The 25,220-nt window shown below is 54.9% G+C and carries 27 protein-coding genes and 1 tRNA gene; 9 read left to right on the forward strand and 19 right to left on the reverse strand.

Annotated features, from left to right (window positions below; translation table 11 throughout):
- Nucleotides 1–352: 352 nt before the first annotated feature.
- Both ADICEAN_RS09715 and ADICEAN_RS09720 read right to left on the reverse strand, forming a co-directional pair.
- Nucleotides 353–429: transfer RNA gene (locus ADICEAN_RS09715), tRNA-Ala, on the reverse strand.
- Nucleotides 430–582: 153 nt separating this feature from the next.
- The gene (locus ADICEAN_RS09720; RefSeq protein WP_083879706.1) at nt 583–1,128 is read right to left on the reverse strand and encodes a C40 family peptidase; all 546 of its coding nucleotides are present in this window, start codon (nt 1,126–1,128) and stop codon (nt 583–585) included.
- A gap of 94 nt (nt 1,129–1,222) precedes the next feature.
- On the opposite strand from ADICEAN_RS09720, the gene asnB reads away from it, so the two are divergent.
- Both asnB and ADICEAN_RS09730 read left to right on the forward strand, forming a co-directional pair.
- On the forward strand, nt 1,223–3,124 hold the full coding sequence (gene asnB / locus ADICEAN_RS09725) for an asparagine synthase (glutamine-hydrolyzing) (RefSeq protein WP_009195414.1): 1,902 nt from the start codon (nt 1,223–1,225) through the stop codon (nt 3,122–3,124).
- An 85-nt stretch (nt 3,125–3,209) separates the two neighbouring features.
- The gene (locus ADICEAN_RS09730) at nt 3,210–3,605 is read left to right on the forward strand and encodes a hypothetical protein (protein ID WP_009195415.1); all 396 of its coding nucleotides are present in this window, start codon (nt 3,210–3,212) and stop codon (nt 3,603–3,605) included.
- An 81-nt stretch (nt 3,606–3,686) separates the two neighbouring features.
- Here the strand turns inward: ADICEAN_RS09730 and ADICEAN_RS09735 are convergent, their stop codons facing one another.
- The 7 genes from ADICEAN_RS09735 to aspS form a co-directional block, all read right to left on the reverse strand.
- Nucleotides 3,687–4,064 carry an MmcQ/YjbR family DNA-binding protein gene (locus ADICEAN_RS09735; protein ID WP_009195416.1) on the reverse strand — a complete coding sequence of 126 codons (378 nt, stop codon included), beginning with the start codon at nt 4,062–4,064 and terminating at the stop codon, nt 3,687–3,689.
- Nucleotides 4,061–4,702 (reverse strand): hypothetical protein, encoded by a 642-nt coding sequence (locus ADICEAN_RS09740; RefSeq protein ID WP_009195417.1) that lies wholly within the window; start codon nt 4,700–4,702, stop codon nt 4,061–4,063. Before ADICEAN_RS09740 ends, ADICEAN_RS09735 begins: the two co-directional genes overlap by 4 nt.
- A gap of 134 nt (nt 4,703–4,836) precedes the next feature.
- Nucleotides 4,837–5,421: a porin family protein gene (locus ADICEAN_RS09745; protein ID WP_009195418.1), complete on the reverse strand. Its 585-nt coding sequence runs from the start codon at nt 5,419–5,421 to the stop codon at nt 4,837–4,839.
- A gap of 124 nt (nt 5,422–5,545) precedes the next feature.
- On the reverse strand, nt 5,546–6,652 hold the full coding sequence (locus tag ADICEAN_RS09750; protein ID WP_009195419.1) for an MBL fold metallo-hydrolase: 1,107 nt from the start codon (nt 6,650–6,652) through the stop codon (nt 5,546–5,548).
- Between the two features lie 104 nt (nt 6,653–6,756).
- Nucleotides 6,757–7,356, reverse strand: coding sequence for a hypothetical protein (locus ADICEAN_RS09755; RefSeq protein WP_009195420.1), 600 nt, complete (start codon nt 7,354–7,356; stop codon nt 6,757–6,759).
- A gap of 58 nt (nt 7,357–7,414) precedes the next feature.
- On the reverse strand, nt 7,415–7,990 hold the full coding sequence (locus ADICEAN_RS09760) for a hypothetical protein (RefSeq protein WP_009195421.1): 576 nt from the start codon (nt 7,988–7,990) through the stop codon (nt 7,415–7,417).
- Nucleotides 7,991–8,205: 215 nt separating this feature from the next.
- Nucleotides 8,206–9,960: an aspartate--tRNA ligase gene (gene aspS, locus ADICEAN_RS09765; protein WP_009195422.1), complete on the reverse strand. Its 1,755-nt coding sequence runs from the start codon at nt 9,958–9,960 to the stop codon at nt 8,206–8,208.
- Nucleotides 9,961–10,103: 143 nt separating this feature from the next.
- Between aspS and ADICEAN_RS09770 the strand changes: the two genes are divergently transcribed.
- The 6 genes from ADICEAN_RS09770 (at nt 10,104) to ADICEAN_RS09795 (ending at nt 15,195) form a co-directional block, all read left to right on the forward strand.
- Nucleotides 10,104–10,676 carry a hypothetical protein gene (locus tag ADICEAN_RS09770; protein WP_009195423.1) on the forward strand — a complete coding sequence of 191 codons (573 nt, stop codon included), beginning with the start codon at nt 10,104–10,106 and terminating at the stop codon, nt 10,674–10,676.
- A 1-nt stretch (nt 10,677) separates the two neighbouring features.
- A complete protein-coding gene (locus tag ADICEAN_RS09775) occupies nt 10,678–11,133 on the forward strand; it encodes a nucleoside deaminase (RefSeq protein WP_009195424.1) in 456 nt (151 codons plus the stop codon).
- A gap of 187 nt (nt 11,134–11,320) precedes the next feature.
- Nucleotides 11,321–11,932, forward strand: a complete 612-nt coding sequence (locus tag ADICEAN_RS09780; protein ID WP_009195425.1) for a superoxide dismutase — start codon at nt 11,321–11,323, stop codon at nt 11,930–11,932.
- 712 nt (nt 11,933–12,644) lie between these two features.
- Nucleotides 12,645–13,247, forward strand: coding sequence for a helix-turn-helix domain-containing protein (locus ADICEAN_RS09785; RefSeq protein WP_009195426.1), 603 nt, complete (start codon nt 12,645–12,647; stop codon nt 13,245–13,247).
- A 65-nt stretch (nt 13,248–13,312) separates the two neighbouring features.
- Complete coding sequence (locus ADICEAN_RS09790; protein ID WP_009195427.1) at nt 13,313–14,155, forward strand: hypothetical protein; 843 nt, start codon at nt 13,313–13,315, stop codon at nt 14,153–14,155.
- A gap of 5 nt (nt 14,156–14,160) precedes the next feature.
- The gene (locus ADICEAN_RS09795) at nt 14,161–15,195 is read left to right on the forward strand and encodes a S41 family peptidase (protein ID WP_009195428.1); all 1,035 of its coding nucleotides are present in this window, start codon (nt 14,161–14,163) and stop codon (nt 15,193–15,195) included.
- Nucleotides 15,196–15,260: 65 nt separating this feature from the next.
- Here the strand turns inward: ADICEAN_RS09795 and ADICEAN_RS09800 are convergent, their stop codons facing one another.
- The 4 genes from ADICEAN_RS09800 to uvrB form a co-directional block, all read right to left on the reverse strand.
- The gene (locus ADICEAN_RS09800) at nt 15,261–15,551 is read right to left on the reverse strand and encodes a hypothetical protein (protein WP_009195429.1); all 291 of its coding nucleotides are present in this window, start codon (nt 15,549–15,551) and stop codon (nt 15,261–15,263) included.
- 124 nt (nt 15,552–15,675) lie between these two features.
- Nucleotides 15,676–16,104: a CYTH domain-containing protein gene (locus ADICEAN_RS09805; protein ID WP_009195430.1), complete on the reverse strand. Its 429-nt coding sequence runs from the start codon at nt 16,102–16,104 to the stop codon at nt 15,676–15,678.
- A gap of 86 nt (nt 16,105–16,190) precedes the next feature.
- Entirely contained in the window at nt 16,191–16,682 is a 492-nt protein-coding gene (locus ADICEAN_RS09810) for a hypothetical protein (RefSeq protein ID WP_009195431.1), read from the reverse strand.
- Nucleotides 16,683–16,690: 8 nt separating this feature from the next.
- A complete protein-coding gene (gene uvrB / locus ADICEAN_RS09815; RefSeq protein ID WP_009195432.1) occupies nt 16,691–18,721 on the reverse strand; it encodes an excinuclease ABC subunit UvrB in 2,031 nt (676 codons plus the stop codon).
- Between the two features lie 247 nt (nt 18,722–18,968).
- On the opposite strand from uvrB, the gene ADICEAN_RS09820 reads away from it, so the two are divergent.
- Nucleotides 18,969–19,391 carry a hypothetical protein gene (locus ADICEAN_RS09820; protein WP_009195433.1) on the forward strand — a complete coding sequence of 141 codons (423 nt, stop codon included), beginning with the start codon at nt 18,969–18,971 and terminating at the stop codon, nt 19,389–19,391.
- Between the two features lie 4 nt (nt 19,392–19,395).
- Here ADICEAN_RS09820 and ADICEAN_RS09825 read toward each other — a convergent pair whose 3' ends face one another.
- The 6 genes from ADICEAN_RS09825 to ADICEAN_RS09850 all read right to left on the reverse strand — a co-directional run bounded on the left by ADICEAN_RS09825 (nt 19,396) and on the right by ADICEAN_RS09850 (nt 25,213).
- Nucleotides 19,396–20,142 carry a shikimate dehydrogenase family protein gene (locus tag ADICEAN_RS09825; RefSeq protein ID WP_009195434.1) on the reverse strand — a complete coding sequence of 249 codons (747 nt, stop codon included), beginning with the start codon at nt 20,140–20,142 and terminating at the stop codon, nt 19,396–19,398.
- 2 nt (nt 20,143–20,144) lie between these two features.
- Nucleotides 20,145–21,086 (reverse strand): DUF368 domain-containing protein, encoded by a 942-nt coding sequence (locus ADICEAN_RS09830; RefSeq protein ID WP_009195435.1) that lies wholly within the window; start codon nt 21,084–21,086, stop codon nt 20,145–20,147.
- 129 nt (nt 21,087–21,215) lie between these two features.
- Complete coding sequence (locus tag ADICEAN_RS09835; RefSeq protein WP_009195436.1) at nt 21,216–21,992, reverse strand: phosphosulfolactate synthase; 777 nt, start codon at nt 21,990–21,992, stop codon at nt 21,216–21,218.
- A gap of 9 nt (nt 21,993–22,001) precedes the next feature.
- Nucleotides 22,002–23,402, reverse strand: coding sequence for a tetratricopeptide repeat protein (locus tag ADICEAN_RS09840; protein WP_009195437.1), 1,401 nt, complete (start codon nt 23,400–23,402; stop codon nt 22,002–22,004).
- A 90-nt stretch (nt 23,403–23,492) separates the two neighbouring features.
- A complete protein-coding gene (locus ADICEAN_RS09845) occupies nt 23,493–24,473 on the reverse strand; it encodes an SDR family NAD(P)-dependent oxidoreductase (protein ID WP_009195438.1) in 981 nt (326 codons plus the stop codon).
- Nucleotides 24,470–25,213 (reverse strand): tyrosine-protein phosphatase, encoded by a 744-nt coding sequence (locus tag ADICEAN_RS09850; RefSeq protein WP_009195439.1) that lies wholly within the window; start codon nt 25,211–25,213, stop codon nt 24,470–24,472. The genes ADICEAN_RS09845 and ADICEAN_RS09850 overlap by 4 nt, the downstream gene beginning before the upstream one ends.
- Nucleotides 25,214–25,220 lie beyond the last annotated feature (7 nt).

Genomic DNA, 25,220 nt, shown 5'->3' on the forward strand with positions numbered 1-25,220 from the left:
ATCACACTAGCACTCGCGGTAGACCGCACCAACGACCTTTAATCGCACTATGGTAGGATTGAAATTTGTTAATCTGACTTATTGTGCCCCCCGTCTGTAGGCCCTTTAATCGCACTATGGTAGGATTGAAATACAGTACGCAGCTCTACCCCTAAAAGAGATAACAGACCTTTAATCGCACTAGGGTAGATTGAGGTAAGCAAGCTCTTTGCTATTACAGCCCTGCCTAACAAAGAACTAGGAGGCACGCAATTTATATTTTTTACCCAGGCTGAAAAAAATCTCCTGGTTTTACCTGAGTTTTACCCATAAAAAAAGGTCTTCCGAATTTCTTCGAAAAACCTCGTTTAAATGGTGGAGAATATCGGAGTCGAACCGATGACCTCTTGCATGCCATGCAAGCGCTCTAGCCAGCTGAGCTAATCCCCCAGGTATTTTCAATATGTCAATAAGGGCTGTCAACTAGATGACCTTCCCGAATGCTTTCGGGACGCTCTAGCCAGCTGAACTAATCCCCCTTGTCTTCATCATTAAGGCTTTTCCCTAATTGAGAGTGCAAATATAATGGTGGAATTTAAATTATCAAAACGGGCGGCGCGCTTTTACAAAAATGTTTCGGTAGTAGGGGCTTAACAGGTTGCTCTCTACCACCCCCTTGCTGGTGCTGGAATGGATGAATAGGATCTCGTCCTTTCCCCGTACTTCCGTCACCAGGCCGGCATGTGATACCTTGCCTTTCCATTTTTTGGCCGAAAAAAAGACCAGATCGCCGGGCCTGAGCTCGTAAATGCTAACAGCCTTCCCGTAACTGCTCTGCTCGGCCGAGGTGCGGGGCAGCTTGATATCAGCCTCCCGGAAGCTGCATAGCAAAAGTCCCGAACAGTCGATGCCCTTTCGATCCGTACCGCCATAGCGATAGGGGGTACCCAGGTAGGCCCGGGCCGTGCTGATCACCACTTCTGCTTTCTCCGCTTTTTCTGCCTTGGGGGAAGCGGCTTCGCGCGGGGCCTTGGCCGTAGCCTGCTTCTGAGGGGTGGCCGTGCGGGCTACCCGCTGGCTGCTGCAGGAGGCAAATAGCACAAGTGCAAAAAATAAGAACAGATACGTCTGTAAAGTGCTTTGGCTCATACCCTTCTGTGTTAGCGATGCAAGATACTTTTTAACGGCTCCGGGGGCAAGGAGATTTTTCCCAAATCTTCTTTTTTTGGCTACCTTCGTCCCCATGTGTGGTATTACCGGAGCGTACGCGTTTAACGAAATAGGCCGTATCAGCCTTATCCATCTTGGCCAGGCAACCGATGCCCTGGCCTATCGGGGTCCCGACGACCGGGGCACCCACCTGGGCCATTTCTGTGGCCTGGGCCACCGCCGGCTGTCTATCCTGGACCCCACGCCCGACGGCCACCAGCCCATGTGGGACGATAGCGGCCGCTATGCCCTCATCTTCAACGGCGAGATCTATAACTTTCGTGCCCTGCGGCAGGAGCTGGAAGCAAAAGGGTTTGCCTTCCATTCCCAGACCGATACCGAGGTGCTGCTGAAGGGGTATGTCGCCTGGGGCGAGGCGCTGCTGCCCCGCCTCAATGGCTTTTTTGCCTTTTCCGTGTACGACCAGCAGGAGGAAAGCCTCTTTATTGCCCGGGACCGTATGGGCATCAAGCCCCTGCTCTGGTACCGCGATGATGACCGCTTTGTGTTTGCCTCCGAAATGAAATCGCTGCTGGCCTATGGCCTGCCCCGGGAGCTCAATTATGAGGCGCTGCACCTCTACCTGCAGCTCAATTATGTACCCGCCCCGCACAGCCTGCTGCAAGGGGTGCACAAACTGCTGCCCGGCCACTCCATGCTGCTGAAAGGGGGGGAGGTAAGCATTAAGCAATGGTGGCAGGTGCCTTATGACCCACACAAGCTGAACCCCCTGAAGCTTAGCTACGAGCAGCAGCAGGAGCGACTGCGGGAGCTTATGGACCTCTCGGTGCAGCGACGGCTGGTGGCCGATGTACCCCTTGGGGCGTTTCTGAGCGGCGGCATCGACAGCAGTGTGATCACCGCCCTGGCCGCCCGGCACGTGCCCAAGCTCAATACCTTCAGCATCGGCTATCGGGACGAGCCCTTCTTTGACGAAACGCAGTACGCCCGCCTGGTGGCCGACAAGCACCAGACCGAGCATACGGTCTTCAGCCTCTCCAACCACGATCTGTACGAACACCTGCAGGAGGTGCTGGACTACCTGGACGAGCCCTTTGCAGACTCTTCGGCCATTCCGGTCTATATCCTGAGCAAGCGCACCAAAAAGATTGCCACCGTAGCCCTGAGCGGCGATGGGGCCGATGAGCTCTTTAGCGGCTACAACAAGCACCAGGCCTTCTGGCGCACGCTGCACCCGGGCGCTGCCGAAGCGGGGGTAAGCGCCCTGCTACCCCTCTGGAAGGTGCTGCCCAAATCCCGCAGCGGCACCCTCTCCAACAAGATCCGGCAGTTTCAGCGCTTTGGGGAGGGTATGCGCCTGCCCCTGAAAGAGCGCTACTGGCGCTGGGCCACCTTTGCCACAGAAGGAGAAAGCCTGCAGCTACTCTCGCCCCAAAGCCGTCAGCAACTGAGTGAAGCCCTATACAGCCAGTACAAAGCCGAATTGCTGCAGTACCTGCCCGAAAAGGGGGGCATCAACGATATTCTCTATACCGATGTGCAGCTGGTTCTGCCCGGCGACATGCTCACCAAGGTAGACCTGATGAGCATGGCCAATGGTCTGGAGGTGCGGGTACCCTTTCTGGATCATGAGGTGGTGCAGTTTGCCTTTAGCCTGCCGGCCGATAGCAAGATCAACGGACAGATGAAAAAGCGCATTGTGCAGGATGCGTTCCGGGACCTGCTGCCCCCTGAGCTCTACCAGCGGCCCAAGCGGGGCTTTGAGGTGCCGCTTTTAAAATGGTTCCGGACCGACTTGCGCAGCAAAATCGAAAACCATTGGCTGCAGGATGCGTTTATTGAGGAGCAGGGAATTTTTGATGTAACCGCTACCCGCGCCCTCAAGCAGCAACTTTTTTCCAGTAACCCCGGCGATGCTCATGCCCGCATCTGGGCACTCATTGTTTTCCAGGACTGGTGGAAGCGCATGATGTAAACCCGGGCTAACCGATCAGAAGGGTGAGGGGGTGTTTCCTGGCGTTACCTGCCCTTTTTTTAGCTACTTTTTCTCTGATTCTGATATGCTTTTTTTTCAGCAACACCGGCTACGGGCCCTGCAGCTAGGGGTCTTGCTGGCGTCCGGTACCAGTACCGCCCTTCAGTTCTTTGTGCCCCTGCAGCTGGCCGTAGCCCTCAATGTAGTGCTGCTCAGCCTGATCTTTGGGGCCATCTATACCGCAAGAGCGCGCAGCCCCTATACGATTCTCATGCTGGGAAGCCTGCTGCTGGTAAATGCCATCAGCATCTGGGGAATGCTGCGCCATGGGCTGGAGGTGTACACCATCGCTCTTCTGGGCGCCCATTCGGCCCTGTACCTGCTGCCATTTTTTCTGGGGGTATTTGCACCGCTTCTGCTGTTTTGGGGGCTGTATGAGGTGCAGGCGCTCGTTAGAACCTTCGGTAGCCTGCGCAGCTAAACTCACTCTGGCGAAAGGTTCGGAGGCAAAAGGTCAGGAAAGTGTTTATAGCCTGACCGTTAGCTCAGGCCAGGCAGATGCTTAGAGTCTACCTTGTGCTCCGCCTGTTTTCTGTTCCAACTCCTCCCGTACTTTCCTAGGCAGGCTGGCCACTACCAGCTGGTAGGAGTGCAGAATAAGCTCCTGTACCAGCTTTTCGGGCAGGCTACCCTCCAGCAGCACGGTGTTCCAGTGCTTCTTGTTCATGTGGTAGCCGGGCAGAATGCTATCATACTGCTCCCGCAGCTCTACGGCCCGCTCGGGATCACACTTGAGGTTAATGGAAGTAAATTCATCCACATCGGTGAGGGCAAACATTTTTCCCCCTACCTTAAAGACCAGCGTCTGGGCATCAAAGGGAAAATCTTCAGTGGCGGCGGGCAGGCGCAGGCAAAATTCTCTCAGGCTTTCGGGGTTCATTGCTCGTGTTCGTTGATAAGGCGTTCAATATCGGTAATGGCTTCTTTTTCGATAACAGCCTGCAGCTGGCTGGCCAGGCGGCTCAGAAAGGCCAGGTCCTGCAGGTACCAGTGGTACGCAGGTTTAAGACTGCCGTCCTGGGCATACAGCAGGGCAGGATCGCCGCCGGTGTGCAGGAGCAGCTCCCGGCTTTTCTCCTGAAAAAGGTCTACCCGCTGCTGCAGCAGGCTGATGATGTTGGACCCATTGCTAATGTTGACCACATACTTGCTGCCGATTACCTCAAAGTGCCCCTGGTGAAAAGCCGAGCGAATAATGAGCATGTTGATGGGGTAGATCAGCTCCGGATGAACCCCTAAAAGGGGCCGTTCTCCCGCCGCAATGGCCCGCTGATAGCGCATATGCAGGGTATCGCTGGTGGCGGCCAGGCTTTTGGTAAATGCATTGATGCTGCCAAGCTCTGCCTTAAAGCTGTTGAGGTAGGTAAGCCGCACCTGGCGTTCGTGCTGTGACTCCCGGTAGCTGTTCAGCATAAAAGCACCATACACACCTATAAATACCACCAGCAGCTCGCTGAGCAGGCGGCGCCAGTGCAGCCGAAGTAGCCGGTATGATCGGGAAAGGAAAAGGGGTCGCATACCCGCATAAGATAGAAAAAAAGGCCTGATTCTCCAGGCAAACCATAAAAAAGCCTGCCCCTAAGCAGGGACAGGTTTAGCTATGTATGAAGAGGATCTTATGCCTGCTCTAAGGGGCAGGCCTGATGGGGGTATTAAAAATAATATTCCAGCGATAGCATAATAGAGGCATGGCGCAGGCCCGATTTTTCTACCCGCACCAGTGAGTTGTTTTCGCCCACATACTGAACAGACTCCAGCGCATTGAGCAGCCCCCAGCCCAGGCGGGTATTCAGGCCCAGGCGGTTGCTGATAAAATAACGGGTGCCGGCCAGCAGGGCAATATCAACGGCTTGTGCCTGCATACTACGGATGTTACTACTGTTATCATCTGTGGACAGCAGGTTATAGGAAGGGTTTAAGCCGGCTTCCAGTTCCAGCAGCTCCAGCGGACGGTAGCACACCAGCAGAGGAATGCCCAGCGCATGCACAAAATAGCCCTCCTGTCCCTTGTTGCTGTACAGCAGCTCTGCCTGTAGCCCAACACGTTCCTGTAGCTGCTTTTTAACTAACATCCCTGCCTGGTATGCAAGGCGGCCGGTTTTACTGTCTTTCCCTTTCTCCAGCGCCACCACATCGGCGTAGCCGGGACCTCCCTTCAGGCCAAAGACCACCTGGGCAACACCAGCCGAAGAAAATGTGAGCAGACACCCAAGCAGAAAAAATAAGGGTTTGGCCATGTGCCAGAGGGGTTTAGCCTATAAACTAACTAAAGGAGTTGATTGATATTGTATAAAATAAGCAAAAAAACAGATTTTTTTCAGAAAGCAGAAAAGAATCCTGCTCATCTGCCAGTCCTGACCCTTAGTTACGAGCCCGGTGCGCAGCCCACCACTGCGGATCGGTACGGCTGGCAGGGCTAATCCACTGGCCCGGAGCCGGCGTCAGCAGCGAGATGCCGGCCCGGTCGGCTTCCTGTAGTAGCAGCTCCATGGGTTCGTACCAGCTATGCAGGGCCAGATCAAAGGTGCCCCAATGAGTGGGAAAGAACAGGCCCCCCTGTACCTCCAGATGAGCCTGAACCGCCTCCTGTGGATTCAGGTGGATGTTGGCCCAGGCCACATCATAGGCGCCAATGGGCATCAGGGACACATCAAAAGGCCCAAGTTTTTCACCAATCTCCTCATATCCCCCAAAATAGCCCGAGTCGCCGCCAAAGTAAATTTTCTGCCCCCCGAACTCTATACCATAGGAAGCCCAGAAGGTGTTGTTCTGGCTCAGGAAGCGGCCCGAAAAGTGCCGGGCCGGCGCTGCCGTAATCCGAAATTCCCTCAGCTCGAAGGGCTGCCACCAGTCCAGTTCGCTTATTTTTTCAGCGGGCACTCCCCAGTAGCGAAGGGTAGCTCCCACCCCTAAGGGCACAATAAACTGCTTTACTTTCTGGTGTATAGCTATAATGGTGCCATAATCCAGGTGATCGTAATGATCATGCGAGATGATAACGGCATCAATAGGGGGTAAATCAGCTGGCGCAATGGGGGAAGAAAAGTACCGCTTGGGGCCGGCAAAGGCAAAGGGGGAAGCCCGTTCGGTCAGTACCGGATCGGTAAGCAGATAGGAATCTCCTTTGCGGATCAGCACCGCGGCATGGCCCAGCCAGTTAAGCTGCAGGAGGCTGGTATCACCCCCTGATAGCATTTGCTCCCGGAAGTGATAACTGGGGGCCGGTGCCTTTTCAACATCCCGGCTGAGGTAGCGCTTCATCACCGGCCAGCTTTCTGTTACCTTCAGCATGGGGGTTTCTACCGGATTCTGGAATTTACCCTCCCGGTAATGGGGCAGGTGGGTATAGGCATCGGCCTGTGGGGGCCGGCCAAAGGGTTTGTGCAAGTGTCGGACCATACCGGTAAGTACGGCAAGAAACGCCAGAAAGATAAGCAGGGAAAGGAGCGCTTTGCCGATAAATTTCATCTTAGGATGTAAATCAATGGCTAAACGTTAGATGGCTCCTCTTAGGTTCACAGCATAAAAAAGCCAATGCGTATGCACTGGCTGGGCGGTGAGTCTGTGTAGGCTTACCTGAACGTGTAATGGATAGCAGCCGTTAGATAGCCCTGCCGGGACCAGGGCCTTTGAAAATCACCTAAAAGGGGCTCTTCCGGATCGCCTGAAAACCATGAAAGTTTGTACCATGTTCGCAGCATTTCAATGGTATAGCGCATGTTCAGCGACCAATTATTGCTTAGCCGGATAGTTAAACCCGGGTTGATTCCCAGGTTTAGTGAAGGGGTTCTGGCAAGGTAATGCTTTCTGTTAGCGAATAAAATAAAGTCATATTCCATGGAAGGGCCTAGCTCCAGCTCAATCTCTGGCGTTAGCGTATACGCCAGCATGACCGGTAAGCTTAATGTGCTTGAGCCCCCCGGATCTAGTACAAATGTTGTATAGATGAGCTGTGGTTGTATGCTTAATTTATTATTTAGCGAAAAGCGGGCAAATCCGCCAAGACCTGCTGTAGGGGCTATAGCAAAGTCCTTTTGCCCGAACGGATTGCTGTAAAATTCTGTAAAAACGCCCGTACCGACTCTGGCTCCGAATGTGGCTTGGGCCAGGCTGTTGCCGCCGCAACATAGGCCAAGCAAAATGGGGAATAGAATACGAAGGTAGTGCTGCATGTTGGTCTGGGTAAGTATGAAGGGGGAGTAAACTTGGAGAGAAAAAGGCCTTTGCCCCTTAGAGCATATAGCGCACCGATAGCATCCCCTGCAGGTGGTGTTGGCGCAAGGAAATATTTACGAGGGTGTTGGTGTCTTCGTCAGTAAATGAAATCAAGGTTGGTGCTGCCCGAAACAAGCCGTACTGCAGCGTTGGGGCAAGACTTATTCTGTCCGATAGTCTGATTCCCGCACCCACCAACAGGGCCAGATCTCCCATGCGATAGGGAGTGTTGTGGAAACTGCCATTCTGATTGGATATCATCAGGGCCCGATTGGGCATTAGTCCCCCTTCCAGCTCAAGAAAATCAAACAGCTTAACCGCACCCACTACCGACAGGCCTATGCAATGAAACTGCACCCTATCGGCATTATAGTGGCTAAACGTATAGCCCTTGGTTAGGTATACTACCTCTCCCCGAAGGGACAGCCTCTCGGTAAGCGGTATCCTATGGCCAACACCAAGCTGATAGCTCAGGATGGGGCTGTACTGTACGGGGTAAGGGGTATCTGTAAAATCCTGAAGGGTGGTGGCGCCAAGGCCTGCCTTTAGATAGGTGCGGTGTTGGGAAAATCCCGTTCCTGCTATTAACATAAGGCAGGCTGTCATAAGGAAGATATTCTTCATAGAATAGGAGGTGTTTAAGTTGAGCCAGCATGCTTGTTCCTAAAGGGGGGCTGTCCATCAGCTTATTTTCCGGTAAAGAAAGAAAAAATAACAATATGCTTCTTGCTGCATGCAAGTATAAATTACAAAAAGAAGCGCCTGTATGCTATATACAGGCGCTTACTAGTAAAGAGTGGTCGTACTTAATTACTCCGCTTTACCGCCAGCTCCAGTTCCCGCAGCTGCTCTTCGCTGATCGTGGAGGGAGTGTCGATCATCACATCGCGGCCGCTGTTGTTTTTGGGGAAGGCAATGAAATCGCGGATGCTTTGCTGGCCGCCCATCAGGGAGCAGAGACGGTCGAAGCCAAAGGCAATGCCGCCATGCGGGGGGGCGCCGTACTCAAAGGCCTCCATCAGGAAGCCAAACTGCTTGCGGGCTTCCTCTTCGCTAAAGCCAAGTAGCTTAAACATGCGGGCCTGGGTGGCGCGGTCGTGGATCCGGATGGAGCCGCCGCCAATCTCTACCCCATTCATGGCCAGGTCGTAGGCATTGGCGCGGATGCTGCCGGGGTCGCTTTCCAGCTTGTCCATATCCTCGGGCTTGGGCGAGGTAAAGGGGTGGTGCATGGCGTGGTAGCGGCCGGTCTCCTCATCCCACTCCAGCAGCGGAAAGTCCAGCACCCAGAGGGGTTTGAATTCATCATTCTTGCGCAGGCCCAGCTCGCCGCCCAGGTGCAGGCGCAGCTCGCTCAGGGCCTTGCGGGTCTTATCGGCATCGCCGCTGAGCACAAGGAGAAGGTCGCCGGGCTGTGCGCCCATCTTCTGCGCCCAGGCCTTCAGGTCTTCCTCGGAATAGAACTTATCGACGCTTGATTTCAGGCTGCCGTCGGCATTGTAGCGTACCCATACCAGGCCCTTCATGCCAATCTGGGGGCGCTTTACAAAGTCGGTGAGGGCATCCAGCTGCTTGCGGGTCCACTCGGCGCAGCCGGGGGCGGCAATGCCCACCACCAGCTCGCTCTGGTCAAATACCTGAAACCCCTTGTTCTGGGCCACATCATTCAGCTCGGTAAATTCCATGCCGAAACGAATGTCGGGCTTGTCGGAACCGTAGCGCCGCATGGCCTCATCATAGGTCATGCGGGGCACTTCGCCAATGTCAATGCCCTTAACGGTCTTGAAGAGGTGGCGGATCAGGCCCTCAAATGTCCTCAGCACATCTTCCTGAGTTACAAAGGCCATTTCGCAGTCGATCTGCGTGAATTCGGGCTGGCGGTCGGCGCGCAGGTCTTCGTCCCGAAAGCATTTTACGATCTGAAAGTAACGCTCAAAGCCGCTTACCATCAGCAGCTGCTTAAAGGTTTGGGGCGACTGGGGCAGGGCGTAGAACTCGCCGGGGTTCATGCGACTGGGCACTACAAAATCGCGGGCGCCCTCGGGTGTGCTTTTGATCAGCACAGGGGTTTCCACTTCCAGAAACTGCTCGCCATCCAGGTAGCGGCGGGTTTCCTGGGCCAGCTTGTGGCGCAGCACCAGGTTGTTGCGCACAGGGGTACGGCGCAGGTCCAGGTAGCGGTATTTGGCACGCAGCTCCTCGCCACCGTCGGTCTCGTCCTCGATCTGGAAGGGGGGTGTTTTGGCCCTGTTCAGGACGGTAAGTTCCGTTACCCGCACTTCAACATCGCCCGTAGGCATGTGCGGGTTTTTGTTGTAGCGCTCTACTACCTGGCCGGTGGCCTGCAGCACCCATTCCCGGCCTACCTCGGCGGCGGCGGCCAGCAGCTCCGGGGAGGTAATGCCTTCTTCAAAGATCAGCTGGGTAAGGCCCCAGCGATCGCGCAGGTCAATCCAGATCACCGCCCCCTTGTTGCGGATGGTCTGGGCCCAGCCGCAGAGCGTTACTTCTTTTCCGGTATCCTGAAGGCGGAGTTCGCCATTGGTATGGGTGCGTAGCATAAGCGCTTATTAGGTTCTAAGGGGGTAAAATTACAGGATTAGCAGCAGACTACGCAAAGCCCGCGCCGGAAATAGCAGGCGGAACCAAAGAATATGGCCCTGGGGTTGAGCGTTAAAAGGAGGAAACCCTTAATTTCGCCTGCATGAAAAAACTACCGCTCTATATACTGGCGCTGCTTCCGCTGCTGCTAGCCTTCTCACAGGTTCCAAAACTGGTAAAAACCAAGGTACATGATGCCATAACCGTATCGCTGCCGGCCGATTTTACGGCTGTAGGCGAGCAGGAGCTTTCGGCCAAGTACGTTTCCTACCGCAAACCCCTGGCACTCTATACCAACCCAAGCAAGCAGGCCGATTTTAGTGTAAACCTATCGGTAACCCAATGGCAGCACTTTGACCTGCCACTGGTCAAGGACTTTTACAAAGCCTCGCTCTCTACCCTCTACAGCGACATACAGTGGGTAAAAGATGAGATCCAGGAGATCAGGGGCACCAACTTTGCCCTGTTTGAATATGTAGGCACCGTAGCCGATACCGAGCAGGAGAATACCATCAAACAGACCAAGCCCATGCAGGTGTATACCTATGTGGCCTATGGGCTGGTAGAAGGCAAGGTGGTGGTTTTTACCTTTACCGCACCAGCCAGCCAGCAGCAGCAATGGGCACCCGTAGCCCAAGCCATGGTAGAATCGATCCGGCTTAAGAAAACACTCTAGCATGTTAGGGGTTAGTACAGATGAGCAGTATATGCGGGAGGCCCTTAAGCAGGCTGCGTATGCAGCACAGGAAGGGGAGATCCCAGTAGGAGCGGTGGTGGTAAGCCGGGGGCGCATCATTGCCCGGGCCTACAACCAGACCGAGCGCCTGCAGGATGTAACGGCCCATGCCGAAATGCTGGCCATTACAGCAGCGGCTAATTGCCTGGGCGCCAAATACCTGCAGGACTGCACGCTGTACGTAACGCTGGAGCCCTGCCCCATGTGTGCCGGTGCCCTCTACTGGTCGCAGCTCAGCCGCCTGGTGTGGGGCGCCCCGGATGAAAAGCGGGGATTTGCCAGGATGGGAACCCCCATGCTGCATCCCAAAACCGAGCTAAAAGAAGGGGTGCTGGCAGCCGAAAGTGTGGCCCTGCTGAATGAATTTTTTCTGAAGCTAAGAAAGAACGGCCGCTGAGCCAGAAAAAGCAAATAGGCATCAGCAGCAGGCGTATAGCCTGTACAACCGCTCCCAATGCGGCTCATAGAAGTTGTCTATTGCACCAGCCGGGTACTCGATGACCAATTCACTGGGCTTTATACCCAATAGTTTTTACCTTGCAGTTACATAACATTGTTTAATCTTTAAATAACTTTTTTCACTTATGGCATTCGAATTACCAAACCTGCCGTATCCCTCCAACGCACTGGAGCCGCACATCGACCAGCAAACCATGGAAATCCACCATGGCCGCCACCACAAAGGCTATACCGACAACCTGAACAAAGCCATTCAGGGTACCGAGATGGAGAACAAGTCCATTGAGGAGATCCTTAAAAATGTGGGTGGCAACAATGCGGTGCGCAACAATGGCGGCGGCTATTATAACCACAACCTTTTTTGGGAAGTGATGAGCCCCAATGGCGGCGGCCAGCCCTCTGGCACTGTGGCTGAGGCCATCAATAAGAAATGGGGATCGTTCGACAATTTTAAGCAGGAGTTCTCCAACGCCGCAGCCACCCGCTTTGGCTCTGGCTGGGCATGGCTGATCGTAACTGGTAACGGCGAAGTAGACGTAACCTCTACCCCCAACCAGGACAATCCCCTGATGGACGTAGCCGACAAAAAAGGCACCCCCATCCTGGGTCTGGATGTGTGGGAGCACGCCTACTACCTGAAGTACCAGAACAAGCGCCCTGATTATGTAGGCGCCTGGTGGAATGTAGTGAACTGGAACGAAGTAAACCGCCGCTACGAAGAAGCCAGAAACCGTTAACAGCAGCTGAAGCGATTAGATAAGACCGGAAGCCATCCCGAAAGGGGTGGCTTTTTCTTTTTATAAGGGGTTGCAGAACATGGTGAACGGACACTTAATGGCTATGGAAACTCTGTATTTATGCCTACTTTGTATCTTTAAAGTGCTATGAGTCTCTTGGATATAATTTTATTTGTAGGAGCAGGGCAGGGGATATTGCTGGCGCTTTTGCTGGTTACACGGCGGGGCCCTAAACGAAACAACCGTATATTGGGTCTGCTGCTACTTTTGCTGGCCCTGCACCTGGTGCTGGTGGGCAACGACCATGCCGATTTCTTTCTACGCTACCCCCACCTGAGCCGGCTTACCTGGAGCATTCCGCTACTGTATGGTCCCCTTATTTACCTGCTTACCTGCTCGCTTACCAACCCCCGCTTTCGCTGGACGGGGCAACACGCTCTTTATTTTCTGCCCTTTCTGCTGGTGGTTGGCTTTCTGATGCCCTACTACCTGCTTTCTGCTGCCGAAAAGATCGCCTACCTCTCAGACTGGGAGCGGGTGCTGCGGGAAGATTTTGGCTGGATGAACCAGCTCACCAATGGGGTACATGTGCTGTTTCTGGCCCTGAGCCTCTGGCGCCTGCGCCGTTATTCCGATCGCCTGCAGGCCCTTTATAGCAGTGAAACGCGGATGAGGCTGCTCTGGCTGCGTACGCTGTTACTAGGCGTATTTTTTGATCCTCAGCTTTTCAGTACTGGTCTTTTACGCACGCAAATGGGGGTGGCCCTATCTGGCGGCGGTCTATCCCTATCATTTTCTGGGCGTGGTGGGGTTGCTGTACTGGATCGGCTACAAGGCCCTGGCCCAGCCGCAGCTTTTTCAGGCCGATCCGCTGCTGGAGGCCCTGCGCCCGCCCCAGGCCCCGGACACCGAGCCAACTATGGTTCCAGTGACCCAGTCGCAGCCCGACGCCATCATGGCAGCCCAGGCCCTGCGCATCCGGCAAGCCATGGAAGCAGACAAGCTGTACCTGGATCCGGAGCTGGACCTTATCAAGCTTTCCCAACACCTGGGGCTGCCCCGCTATCAGGTATCGGCCGTGCTGAATGGGGTTATCCGGCAAAAATTTTATGACTTTGTTAACGACTACCGGGTAACTGCCTTTAAGGAGCTGGCCGTTTCTCCGGCTTATGGCCACTATACCCTGCTGGCGCTGGCGCACGAGGCTGGCTTTAATTCCAAATCAACCTTCAACGCGGTTTTTAAGAAAACTACCGGCCAGACCCCCTCGCAGTACTACCAAACTAGAGGTATGGCTGCGTCGGTAGTGGTCTGATCCGTTCGGTTCGGACGACTGGCCCGCCTCAACCCCCTTTCTTTGCTCTATAAATTTTATTTTTTATGAGAGCCACAATTTTACTAGTGTGCGGGTACTTGCTGATGGTGAGTGGCTATGCACAGGAAAAAGCAGACTATTTTCTGCCACCAAAATTTCAGGTAGGCGTTCAACTGGGCCTGAGCACTTTTAGCATGGTAGACCGGGCCGTAAGCCCTCTGCTCTACCAGGGACGCTACCGGCAGGTAGGGCTACAGTTGCTGTATACCGGCAATCGCTCCAGGGTAGAGCTAAGTCTTCAGGGAAAGTTGGGTAATTTTGCCCCTGCCGCTCATCGGGGAAAAAACGTCTATTTTAGAGAGCTGCAGGAAGATGGCAGCATCAGGGAAACGGCCGTGCCCCTGCAGGGGGGTATGCTGGCGCCGGCTGTTAAACTAGGCTACTGGCACCGTCTGGGAAGCCCCCATGCGCTGCAGGTTTCGGCCGGTGCTGTGCTAAGCGAGCAGCTCCTTTACCCCCAGGGCTTTGTACAGCCTGGGTTGATGAATGTGCTGGCCCTTAGCCCGCAGCTGCGGCTTACCTATGCTGCCGCCACACGGCATCAGTTTGAGGCCAATGTGGCCGCAGCCGCGCTGGGTCTGGTAACCCGCCCGCCTTACCATGGCACCCTTACGCAGCCAAATGAAAATCTGGAGCAGGCCTTTTTGAAGCACAATACCCGTTTCCAGACCCTGGACAAGCTAAAGCTGCTGCAGGCAGAGCTGCAGTACCAGTACCGCATGGGGTTGCGCACCACTGCAGTGGCCAGCTACCAGCTTAGCTGGATGCGGGAGAAAGAGCCCCGCCCCCTCAGCCTGGCCGAAAGTGCCTATAATCTCTCCTTTTTTTACCTCTTCCCAACCAAGTAACCAGTATGAAAACTATAGGAATACTCGTAGGGCTGTGCCTGGGCCTGAGCCTATGCAGCTGCGAAAAAGGGCTGATGCCCGAGCCCGTACAGAAAAATGATCCCGTCCGGAACTTTGAACTGCTCTGGCAGGACTTCCGGGACTATTATGGCCTGTTTGCCGTCAAGCGCATCAACTGGGATTCGGTCTACACCATCTACAGACCCCAGGTACATGAGGATATGACAGAAGCCCAGTTCTATGGGGTAGCCACCAGCATGCTGGCGATCCTCAACGATGCGCACATCACCCTCTACCCGACCAATCCGGAGCTTCCCCGCTGGAGTGTGGATCTAAAGGATGGCATCAGCAAGCAGGAAGATTATGCGTTTGACGTAGTCAAGAACCGCTACCTGCAGAACCACAAGCAAATGGGAGCCATCAGCTGGGGGTGGCTGCCTGGCAATATCGGCTACATTCATGTAGCGCATTTTATGCTCAAGATTGGAGAGGTAGATGCTGCCATGAACCAGATCTCAGCCGATTTTCAAGAAGCCAGGGGCTTGGTGCTCGATATCCGCGATACCCCCGGCGGGCAGGATCCGGCCGGGCAGCAGATGGCCGGCTATTTTGCCTCCGAAAAGTATGTGTATATGCGCTCCCGCAAGCGCTCCGGTCCCGAGCCCACAGATTTCACCCCCTGGACCGACTGGTGGGTGCAGCCCATGGGAGGGGAAGCGCTGCGGAACACCCCCCTTGTGCTGCTGACTACCCGCTTTACTGGCAGCGGAGCCGAAACCTTTTCACTGGCCATGCGCAAGTTGCCGCAGGTAGTGCATGCAGGCGATACCACGGCCGGGGCCTTTTCAGATAATCCCAGTCGTCAGCTGCTCAATGGCTGGATCTTCAGCCTGTCGGTAGGCGACTTCCGCGATGCCGAGGGTGTAAGCTATGAGGGCAAGGGCATAGCCCCTGCGCTGGTATGGCAAAACAATCCGGCCGATGTACGGGCAGGGAAAGATGAAGCCCTGGAGAAAGCGATGGAACACTTGCGGGAATAAGGCGGGACCTGACTCCAACTACCCCAATACAAGAAATAGCCACTGCTTACAGAGTGGCTATTTCTTTATTGATAGTTCAGCCCATTCATCATGGCATATACGAGCAATGCCAGCAGCACCAGCATGCCCAGACCAAAAACAAGCCTGGTGATGGCAGCGCCCCTGTTGAACCGCCGCTCATGTGCCTCTCGAATGCGGGCCAGTTCTCTAAAATTGGTGCTTACCAACTCGGGGCGGCCAGCGGGAAGGGCAACATGCCCCCGCCGGTTGCCATAGCGGTCCTTTGTTTTCTTGAATGCTTCTTTTGGCTTGCGGCTCCAGTCTTCCTTGCGCATGCCAAAGCCCATATAGCCCATGGCTGACAAGGGGTTGGTGTAGGAGAAGATAGGGAAGTAATCGCAAAATAACAAATGCCAGTACAAGCCTGCGGTCAGGGCTTGTCGGGCCAGGCCGAGTAGGGATGGCTGGATAGATTGGCATTCACATAGCGGGCATCCTCTGATACCTCCCGGTCCACCCAGGGGGAAGGGCAAAGGCTTCCTCTTCCGACTGCAGCTCCAGCTCGGCAACCAGCAGGCCCTGGTTAGCTCCCTCAAAGGCATCGACCTCCCAGTGCCTGCCCTCAAACTCGATCACATAGCGCCTTTTTTCAATGGAAGCAGGGATAAGTTCATCCAGCAGGGCCCGGGCATCGGCCAGGGGAATGGGGTACTCCCACTCACTTCGGCTGATGCCGGTGGTTTTGCCTTTGATGGTCAGATAAGCCCGCTCGCCTGCTATGCGCACCCGTACGGTGCGGGCCGGGTCGGTACTCAGGTAGCCCTGCCGCAAATAGGTGCCCTGTGGCTTCTCCAGCTGCTGCCAGAGCGTTTTATCGACAAGAAATTTACGTTCTATTTCCTTTGGCATACAGTAAATGGTATGAGACTATAGGCCGGTAGTGGCACAGCCGGCTGTTGGTTGGCAGGTGCAGCAAGCCGTATTCGAATCAGAAGTTAATCCCTTCCCCTGTTTTTCCAGAGGTAACCTACTCCCAGGCGGAAGCCGATCTCCCGTTCGTTGACGTAGTAGTCGCTGGCGGCTTCAATCTGCCAGCGGCTGCCGATCCGGTAGCTGTAGCCCATGCCCAGGGCCACATCGGCCCGGCTGCCCAGCAGGGCCCGGTAGCGGATAAAGGCCGGCCCAAAGGGGTAAAAGCGGTTGCCAATGGATACCATGGGCGTAGGCTCGGCATTCCAGAACTCCAGACCGCCAGTGAACATCAGCTTTTCATTGAGATGATAGGCAGCCTCGAAGCCGGCCTGCAGCTTGCGCCAGGGGTTCTCAAAATCGGTTTTGTACACATCGCCGTAGAGGTGCACGCTGCGGGTGCCCGGGCTTAGGGGGCTGCTGCCCTGTGCCTGCGCCTGCTGCGGGAGGCACCAGCTTAGCACAACAAAAACCAGTCCTGCAGGGAGCAGGGAGAGGAGAGCGGAGGTAGAGGGCATGCTGGGGATTATGAGGCTTTTTCTGCTTGTAGTTTTTTTATTTCCATCAGCTCGTCCCGCAGGCGGGCAGCTTCCATAAAATCGAGTTCTTTGGCGGCTTTTTCCATCTTGCGCTGGGTTTCCTTCAGCAGTTTGTCCAGCTGCTCGGGCTTCATGTAGGCCACTACCGGATCGGCAGCCAGCGAGAGGCTGTCGGGCTCCACATACACCTTTTTGGTTTCTTTCTTACGGGCATCGGCCACCGAGGTTTGCTCCATAATGGCTTCGCGCGATTTGAACACCGTTTTTGGCACAATCCCATGCTCCTCGTTATAGGCCATCTGGATGGCGCGGCGGCGGTTGGTTTCGTCTATGGCCACCTGCATGGAGTCGGTGATCTTATCGGCGTACATGATCACCATCCCCTCCGCATTACGGGCAGCCCGGCCAATGGTTTGCACCAGCGAGCGCTCGTTGCGCAAAAATCCCTCCTTATCGGCATCCAAAATGGCCACCAGCGATACCTCGGGCAGGTCAAGGCCCTCCCGCAGAAGGTTTACCCCCACCAGCACATCAAACTCGCCCAGGCGCAGATCGCGCAGAATCTCCACCCGCTCCAGCGTTTGCACCTCGGAGTGAATGTAGCGGCACTTAATGCCGGCCCGCTCCATGTACTTGGTGAGCTCTTCGGCCATGCGCTTGGTAAGGGTGGTCACCAGCACCCGCTCCTTGCGCTCTATGCGCAGGTGCACTTCTTCCAGCAGGTCATCAATCTGGTTGAGGCTGGCCCTTACATCAATCACCGGGTCCAGCAGGCCGGTGGGACGGATGATCTGCTCCACCACCACCCCCTCGGACTTGCGCAGCTCGTACTCGGCCGGGGTGGCGCTCACAAAGATCACCTGGTCCATGATCTCTTCAAACTCATTAAAGGTAAGGGGGCGGTTGTCCAGGGCCGAGGGCAGGCGAAAGCCAAAGTCTACCAGGTTGATCTTGCGGGCGCGGTCGCCGCCCCACATGGCCCGCACCTGGCTTACGGTTACGTGGCTTTCATCAATGATCATCAGGTACTCCTGCGGGAAGTAGTCCAGCAGGCAGAAGGGCCGGGCACCGGGTTTGCGGCGGTCAAAGTAGCGGCTGTAGTTCTCAATACCCGAGCAGAAGCCCAGCTCCCGGATCATCTCCAGGTCAAACTCGGTACGCTCCTTGATGCGCTGGGCTTCCAGAAAGCGACGGTCTTTCTCAAAGAGCTCCACCTGGTTTACCATGTCGTACTGAATTTCCTTAATGGCATTCTGGGCCACATCCTTGCCGGTTACAAAAAGGTTGGCGGGGAAGATGGAGATCAGCTTTTCGCTTCCCAGCTTTTTGCCGGTGACGGGATCAATGCGCTGGATGGATTCGATCTCATCACCCCAGAAGATAATGCGGTAGGCAAAATCGGCATAGGCCACAAAGATATCCACCGTATCGCCCTTTACCCGAAAGCTCCCCCTTTTGAACTCCACTTCGGTGCGGTGATAGAGAATATCCACCAGCGCAAAGAGAAACTGGGAGCGGGCAATGCGGTCGCCCTCCTGTATGCGGATCACACTCCGGGCAAAATCCTCAGGGTTACCCATGCCGTAGATGCAGGATACGGAGGCCACCACCAGCACATCCTGGCGGCCGCTCAGCAGCGAGGAGGTAGCGCTGAGGCGCAGCTTTTCAATCTCATCGTTGATCGAAAGGTCTTTTTCAATATAGGTATTGGTGGTAGGAATGTAGGCCTCGGGCTGGTAGTAGTCGTAGTAGGAGACAAAGTACTCTACCGCATTATGGGGGAAGAACTGTTTGAACTCGCCATAGAGCTGCGCCGCCAGCGTTTTGTTGTGGCTGAGCACCAGCGTGGGGCGGTTTAGCTGGGTGATCACATTGGCCATGGTAAAGGTTTTACCAGAGCCGGTAACGCCCAGCAGGGTTTGGGCCGGCTCGCCGTTGCGAAGGCCTTCTACCAGGCTTGCAATTGCCTTGGGCTGATCGCCGGCCGGCTGATAGTCTGACACCAGTTGAAAATCCATGTAGGGAATTGGGAAAAGTACGTTTATGCCTAAAACCCCCTTGAGGGCTGTCGGGTATAACATCAAAAAGGGGGCAAAAGGTGCGGCATGCGGGTCTTTATTACCAGCTGCCGGTATTTTTGTTTTCTTTGTCCCGAAGCCCTTCGGGCGGTTTCAATAAAGTAAAAAAACACTACTTTGTATACAGGTCTGCCGCGCAGCCCGTATGCCGAAGCATGCCAGGACCTGCTGATAAATATACCAAAAAATGAGTGTGCTTGTTGCAGGAGAGGTGTTGCTGCAGGAGAGTTATGTAGAAATAACCTATAGCAGCCGCGAGAAAATAATCATAGCCCGCTGGAAGGGCTTTCTTACCGTTGAACAGACCCGCCGGGGATGTGAGCTGATGAGCAAGGTGATTGCCGAAAAGGGGCTAAGCCGGCACCTGAGCGATCATGCCGAGCTGCGCATCCTGGGCCGCGAGGTGCAGGAGTACCTGGTAGGTACCTGGTTTTACGAGGTAGAGCGGCTGGGCCTGCGCAAAATAGCTGTGCGCGTAGCGGCCGATATCTTTGCCAAAGCCACCGTGCAGAAGGTCAATACCGAGCAGCAGTATGGCCAGCTGAGCATTACCACCTTTGGCTCCTGCGATGCGGCCGTTAAGTGGCTGAAGCAGGAAGAAGAAAGCTAAGCCCTTAGCTGTTCCAGATCTCCCAGGCCCGCTCAGCCTGCAGCTGCAGCATCTGCAGCCCCCCTTTGGTAGCCGCTCCCCGCTGGCTACCGGCCTGCATAAATACCGTCTGGGCCGGGTTATAGACAAGATCATACAGATAGTGCCCGCTGCCAATCACATGATAGGGCAGGTCGGGCGCCGCCATGGGTTGGGGATGCATGCCCAAGGGGGTGGTGTTGATGATCAGACGGTACTCCTGCAGCAGCTCGGGCTGCTGGTGCAACTGGGCATAGCTGAGCTGCTGGCTGGCTGGCTGGCGGGAGACCAGCCGGTAGGGAATCTGCAGGTCGGTTAGGGCAGCGCATACAGCCTTGCTGGCGCCGCCGGTGCCCAGCACCAGGGCTTTTTTACCGGCCAGCGCCTCCTGGCCCATCCACTCCAGCAGCGATTGCTTGAAGCCGAAATAATCGGAATTATAGCCGGTGAGCACCCCCTTCTCTATCCTGATAACATTAACAGCGCCTACCTTGCGGGCACTTTCATGCAGCTGGTCCAGGTAGGGGATCACCTTCTCTTTATAAGGAATGGTCACATTGAGTCCTGCCAGACTGGGCTGCGCCTGCAGCAGGGCGGGCAGCTGGTCAAGGGAGGAGATGGGGTAGAGCGCATAGGCGGCATCGGCTATGCCCTCCCGGCCAAACTTTTCGGTAAAGTAGGTCCGGGAAAAGCTGTGGCCCAGGGGGTAGCCGATGAGACCAAACTGGCGCATGCTTAGTGCTGAGGACTTACTTTATAGGTGGATAGTTTTTCGATCACCACCACCAGCAGAATGCCCAGGGCGGCAAACAGGATGGCCCAGAGCACATGCGGCTGCTGGCCGGTTTCTATCGCAAACTGGGTGGGCCATACGCTTTCAGTGATCAGGGGTTTTTGCTCCCCCTTGCTGCTGAGGTAGTACTCGCTTACCACCTTCCAGGGCCATACCTTGTTCAGGGAGCCAATCATAAAACCGGCCAGCAGGGCAATGGCCACATTGTAGTAACGGTCCAGCAGCCAGGAAACCACCCGGGAAAAGCTCAGAATGCCCACCACACAGCCCAGGCCAAAGACCAGGATCACCGGCAGGTTAAATTCCTTGAGGGCGGTAAGAATAAACTCGTACTTAACCAGCAGCAGCAGAATAAAGGCGCCGGAGATGCCCGGCAGGATCATGGCGCAGATGGCCAGCGCCCCGGCAATAAACACAAACCAGAGCGCCTCCGGGGTTTCGGCCGGGCTGATCACCGTAACCAGATAGGCAATTACAATTCCGACAATGCCCGACACCACCACGGCAGCATTCCACTGCCGGATCTCCTTGGTGACCAGCACCGCTGAAATAATGATGAGCCCAAAAAAGAAGGACCACACCTGTATGGGGTACTCGGCCAGCAGCCAGGTGATCAGGCGCGAGAGCGTAAGCAGGCTGGTAAACACACCGGCCAGCAGCACCAGCAGAAAATTGCCGTTTACATGCTGCCAGAGCGCTTTTAGCTGAAAGCCCCTGGCCAGCTGCAGGGCCTGCAGGTCAAAGGATTTAATGCTATCCAGCAGCTCTTCATAAATGCCGGTAATAAAGGCCACCGTACCGCCGGATACGCCGGGCACCGTATCGGCGCCGCCCATGGCCATTCCTTTCAGGTACAGGAGTGCATAATCTTTAATGGTTCTCATAAAAGCAGGGAGTCCGGAGGGCCGGATACTACAAACATAAAAAATTATTGGTTGTGATGAGCGGGCCGCTGCGGCGGCACAAAGAAAAGCCCGGAAGGGGTCCGGGCTTTGTATCATACTCGCAGAGCGTTATTTTGTTTCAGCGGCAGCGTCCAGAAAATCGCTGAAGGTATCGCCGCGCAGGCCAAGTCGAATGGTTTCCAGCGGAATTACTTCATTGGGGGCAATGTTGCCCAGGTTTACATTGCTGCCCAGCAGCTTAATGAACCACACCTGCTGCGATTTCTGGGGGGCTTCCCAAATAATGCGCTCGGAGGGGATCTGCGTCAGGATCTCTTCTACCAGACCCGAGCGCACCTCGCCGGTGCTGCGGAACAGGCCTACGTTGCCGCCCTCGCGGGCTTCGCCGATCACTTTCCAGGAGCCGGCTTCCATTTCGGCCTTCATCAGGGCAATCCACTTATAGGGGGGGATGATCTTGTCGGCATCCTTTGAGCCTACCTCGGAGAGTACGGTTACCTGCCCTGCCAGCTGGCGAATGTACTCGCACTTCTGGTCGTGGGGCATGTCAATGGAGCCATCCGATACCTCGGCGTATTGCATCTTGTACTTGTCCAGGATGCGCCGATAGTCATCAAACCTGTTGCGCACAATAAAGGCTTCAAAGAGCGTACCGCCAAAGTACACGGGTATATTGGCAGCGCGGTAGATCTCCAGCTTCTGGTCCAGATTAGGGGTTACATACGAGGTAGCCCAGCCCAGTTTCACAATATCTACATACGGGCCGGCAACACTCAGAAAATCTTCTGCTTCCCGGTTGCTCAGGCCTTTGTCCATGGCCATGGTAAAGCCATTCTGCCGGGGCTTCTGCGTTCGGTTTGGGATCTGCCCAATCTCGTAGTTCATCTGTTTGCGTTAATTTCGGTACTGATCGATGATCTTGTACAGCGCTTTTTGTACCTCGGGTTTTTTGAAGTACTCAAACAGCACGGTATGCTTATCGAAGTCCAAAATTAAAGCATTTTCCAGAAAACTAAAGGCTTCTTTGTATTTACCCGAAGAGATCAGGTAAATGGCCGCCCGGTAGAGCAGATCGGTATTGTCGGGCAGCTCGTCCATGCCCGCCTTGATGATCACAAAGGCTTTGTCGTACTCGTGCAGGTCGTAGTACACATAGGACCACTCCAGCCACACCAGGGGGTTGAGGCCATCGTACTGGCTGGCGGCCTGAAAGGCCTCAAAGCTCGACATCAGGTTGCCGCTGCGGTACTCGGCATCGGCCAGCGACAGCCAGTAGTGGCCGTTTTCGCCATCGTACTTCAGGGCTTTGCTAAAGAAGTATACGGCCTCAAAGTGGCGGTTCTGCTGGCACAGGCAGTAGCCAATGCCATACCAGGCACGGTCATAGGAGGCATCGGCCTTGGTGGCCTTCTGGTAATATTTAATGGCAAACTCCCACTGCTTGAGTTTTTCATGGGCAGAGCCAATGCAGCAGTAGGTTTCGGCGCTGGGGCCTTCCCACTTATGGGTATTCTTATAGGCTTCCAGGGCCTGCTCGTAGCGGCTCAGGTTCATGAGCGAGTTGCCCATGTTAAAGTGCGCCGAGGCAAATTTTTCGTTGATGGCCGTGGCGTATTCGTAGGCGCCTACGGCTTCTTCAAAGCGGCCCAGCTTGTTATAGATAATGCCAATGTTGTACCAGGCATAGAAGGAGAAGGGGTCCCGGTCGATGAACTTCTGGTAGTACTCCAGGCTGGAATCCAGCTTGCCGGTTACATCCAGGCAGTAGGCCAGCTCGTAGAGGGCATTCTCGTGGTTGATGTTCTCTTCGATGGCCAGCTTGTAGTGCTTGATGGCTTCTTCGTAGCGGCCGGTGCTCTGAAAGGTGAGTCCTATATTATAGTATACATCGTCCTTATCGGCAGAGAAGATCAGCGATTTTTCGTAGAGGGCAATGGCATCATCGTGGCGGCCGCTCAGCGACAGCACATTGGCTTTCATGCTCATAACCTCTGCATCGGTGGGCTGCAGGGCTTCGGCCTGTTCCAGCAGTTCCAGCGCCTCCTCGTATTTTTGCAGGCGGGTCAGGATCTGAATTTTCAGGCTTAATACCTCAGTAGAAAAAGGAAACTGCTCAGACGCCATTTTGCAGGCGCCGATGGCCTGTTGCCACTTGCTCTTCTTTATATAGTGGTTTACGATGGTCTCGTATTCCTCTACTTCAAAATAGGGAAAGTGGTCGGTTGCCTCGGCAATACCCTCGTAGCGCTCAATAAGCGCTTTTTCCTCCTGTCTTCTCTTGTAGTTCTCAGCCATGCTTATCTCTCTTTTTCTGCGTCTTAGTCACTTTACTAAATAACATAAAGCTTGCCAGAGATAACAGCGGGCGTAATATAATAGCAAATATTATCGGATCTGAGCCTCAAGATGTTGGCAGGTCCAGCGGATGGTGTCGGGCAGGGAGTGGAAGCGGAGGTTAAAAGCTTTTGTTATCTTGGAATTATCAAATTCAATCTCAAGATTGCTTAAAATGCGCGTTTCCCGGGTAATCATGGCTTCTTTTTTACCGAATACCACTTTAAACTTTTCCAGGTAATATGCTCCGGTAGTGAGAAGGGAATTTACTTGGATTTTTGGTGGGCTTACCTCCAGACAATCAGCCATTTGCCCAAACAGCTCCGAATAGCGGACCGAACCTGCCGAAACAATGTAACGCTGGCCCACATGCGTCCGGGACTGTAAGGAAGCCATCACCACCGCTACCACGTCCCGCACATCCACCCAATTAAGGAGGCCGGAGGGGTAAAAAGCCCCTTTTTGCTGCACATAGCCAAAGAGGCGGGTGCTGGAGCGGTCCATAGGGCCGGGGCCCAGTACCACCGAGGGGTTAAAGATCACTACGGGCAGGCCTTCGGTATGGGCGCGCCACACTTCCAGCTCGGCCAGGTACTTGGTTTCGCCATACCAGCTGTTCAGGGGCGATTTTTCCCACTTTTGCTCCTCATCCACCACCCCCTTGCGCCTGGGCCGGCCAATGGCCGCTACGGAACTGATGTGTACAAAGCGGCTGATGCCGGCTATAAGGGCAGCATTTACCAGGGAGGCGGTGCCTTCTACATTGGTCTGGTACAGGGCCTCGGCATCTTTGGGCGCAAAGGATACCATGCCGGCACAGTGGATCACCTGCTCACAGCCTTCCAGTGCCTGCAGCAGCAGAGGGGTGTCCAGCAGATCGCCCTCTACCCAGTCGATTCGGTCCTGAAGATCGGCCAGGGCCTGCAGATTGGAGGTGGAGCGGCGCAGGGCACGTACCGCATAGCCTTCGGCCAGCAGACGGCGGGCTATGTGCGAACCAATCAGACCACTGGCGCCCGTTAAAAAGATCATGCCTCCAGCAGGGTGTTGTTGAGCAGATCCAGTTTCAGCAGCTTATCAAAGTAGGGCGCTTTTACGCTTTCCTTCAGCAGGTTCATGTGCTTTTGGTTGTGGCAGTCGGTGCCCACAAAATGTACCAGCTTTTTATCGATGAGCCACTCGCCGATCTTTTTGGCGGGAATGGAATAGTAGCCCGAGAGGGAATTGAGGTTGAGCTGCAGCAGGGCGCCGCGCTCTACCAGCTCCTGGGCCAGCTCCCGGTGCTGGGCCATGTATTCATAGCGCTCCGGGTGGGCCAGGATGGGCTGCAGCCCTTTGGCCTTCATGCGAAAGATGGCATCCAGCAAAATGGCCGGCTGGTTTACAAAGCCGGTTTCAAACAGAATGTATTTCTGAGCGCCAAAGGTGAGCAGGTCCTCATCGGTCTGCAGGCTTTTAAAGAACACCTCATCCAGGTAATATTCCGCGGCGGCCTCCAGGCGCATCTCAATCCCCTCCTGCTGGCAGGCTTCCCGCAGGGCTTTCAGCTGCTTGCGAATGCCATTGGGGGTATTGGGGTAAAAATCGCTTAAGATGTGGGGGGTAGTTACCAGCTGCTTGTAGCCCAGCTCGCTCATCTGGCGCACCAGCTGCACCGCCTCGGAGAGGGTTTGTACGCCATCGTCCAGGCCGGGCAGCAAATGCGAGTGCATATCGGCCTGCAGGGGCAGTACGTTGGTATGTTTGCTGCGTTTTTTAAATAGACTAAACAAGGTGTTT

The organism is Cesiribacter andamanensis AMV16 (assembly GCF_000348925.1).
Lineage (GTDB): Bacteria > Bacteroidota > Bacteroidia > Cytophagales > Cyclobacteriaceae > Cesiribacter > Cesiribacter andamanensis.

What these genes read in the sequence shown, in the direction of transcription:
- ADICEAN_RS09720 (WP_083879706.1), bottom strand. Translation starts at nt 1,128, where the DNA reads ATGAGCCAAAGCACTTTACAGACGTATCTGTTCTTATTTTTTGCACTT.
- asnB (WP_009195414.1), top strand. Translation starts at nt 1,223, where the DNA reads ATGTGTGGTATTACCGGAGCGTACGCGTTTAACGAAATAGGCCGTATC.
- ADICEAN_RS09730 (WP_009195415.1), top strand. Translation starts at nt 3,210, where the DNA reads ATGCTTTTTTTTCAGCAACACCGGCTACGGGCCCTGCAGCTAGGGGTC.
- ADICEAN_RS09735 (WP_009195416.1), bottom strand. Translation starts at nt 4,064, where the DNA reads ATGAACCCCGAAAGCCTGAGAGAATTTTGCCTGCGCCTGCCCGCCGCC.
- ADICEAN_RS09740 (WP_009195417.1), bottom strand. Translation starts at nt 4,702, where the DNA reads ATGCGACCCCTTTTCCTTTCCCGATCATACCGGCTACTTCGGCTGCAC.
- ADICEAN_RS09745 (WP_009195418.1), bottom strand. Translation starts at nt 5,421, where the DNA reads ATGGCCAAACCCTTATTTTTTCTGCTTGGGTGTCTGCTCACATTTTCT.
- ADICEAN_RS09750 (WP_009195419.1), bottom strand. Translation starts at nt 6,652, where the DNA reads ATGAAATTTATCGGCAAAGCGCTCCTTTCCCTGCTTATCTTTCTGGCG.
- ADICEAN_RS09755 (WP_009195420.1), bottom strand. Translation starts at nt 7,356, where the DNA reads ATGCAGCACTACCTTCGTATTCTATTCCCCATTTTGCTTGGCCTATGT.
- ADICEAN_RS09760 (WP_009195421.1), bottom strand. Translation starts at nt 7,990, where the DNA reads ATGTTAATAGCAGGAACGGGATTTTCCCAACACCGCACCTATCTAAAG.
- aspS (WP_009195422.1), bottom strand. Translation starts at nt 9,960, where the DNA reads ATGCTACGCACCCATACCAATGGCGAACTCCGCCTTCAGGATACCGGA.
- ADICEAN_RS09770 (WP_009195423.1), top strand. Translation starts at nt 10,104, where the DNA reads ATGAAAAAACTACCGCTCTATATACTGGCGCTGCTTCCGCTGCTGCTA.
- ADICEAN_RS09775 (WP_009195424.1), top strand. Translation starts at nt 10,678, where the DNA reads ATGTTAGGGGTTAGTACAGATGAGCAGTATATGCGGGAGGCCCTTAAG.
- ADICEAN_RS09780 (WP_009195425.1), top strand. Translation starts at nt 11,321, where the DNA reads ATGGCATTCGAATTACCAAACCTGCCGTATCCCTCCAACGCACTGGAG.
- ADICEAN_RS09790 (WP_009195427.1), top strand. Translation starts at nt 13,313, where the DNA reads ATGAGAGCCACAATTTTACTAGTGTGCGGGTACTTGCTGATGGTGAGT.
- ADICEAN_RS09795 (WP_009195428.1), top strand. Translation starts at nt 14,161, where the DNA reads ATGAAAACTATAGGAATACTCGTAGGGCTGTGCCTGGGCCTGAGCCTA.
- ADICEAN_RS09800 (WP_009195429.1), bottom strand. Translation starts at nt 15,551, where the DNA reads ATGGGCTATATGGGCTTTGGCATGCGCAAGGAAGACTGGAGCCGCAAG.
- ADICEAN_RS09805 (WP_009195430.1), bottom strand. Translation starts at nt 16,104, where the DNA reads ATGCCAAAGGAAATAGAACGTAAATTTCTTGTCGATAAAACGCTCTGG.
- ADICEAN_RS09810 (WP_009195431.1), bottom strand. Translation starts at nt 16,682, where the DNA reads ATGCCCTCTACCTCCGCTCTCCTCTCCCTGCTCCCTGCAGGACTGGTT.
- uvrB (WP_009195432.1), bottom strand. Translation starts at nt 18,721, where the DNA reads ATGGATTTTCAACTGGTGTCAGACTATCAGCCGGCCGGCGATCAGCCC.
- ADICEAN_RS09820 (WP_009195433.1), top strand. Translation starts at nt 18,969, where the DNA reads ATGAGTGTGCTTGTTGCAGGAGAGGTGTTGCTGCAGGAGAGTTATGTA.
- ADICEAN_RS09825 (WP_009195434.1), bottom strand. Translation starts at nt 20,142, where the DNA reads ATGCGCCAGTTTGGTCTCATCGGCTACCCCCTGGGCCACAGCTTTTCC.
- ADICEAN_RS09830 (WP_009195435.1), bottom strand. Translation starts at nt 21,086, where the DNA reads ATGAGAACCATTAAAGATTATGCACTCCTGTACCTGAAAGGAATGGCC.
- ADICEAN_RS09835 (WP_009195436.1), bottom strand. Translation starts at nt 21,992, where the DNA reads ATGAACTACGAGATTGGGCAGATCCCAAACCGAACGCAGAAGCCCCGG.
- ADICEAN_RS09840 (WP_009195437.1), bottom strand. Translation starts at nt 23,402, where the DNA reads ATGGCTGAGAACTACAAGAGAAGACAGGAGGAAAAAGCGCTTATTGAG.
- ADICEAN_RS09845 (WP_009195438.1), bottom strand. Translation starts at nt 24,473, where the DNA reads ATGATCTTTTTAACGGGCGCCAGTGGTCTGATTGGTTCGCACATAGCC.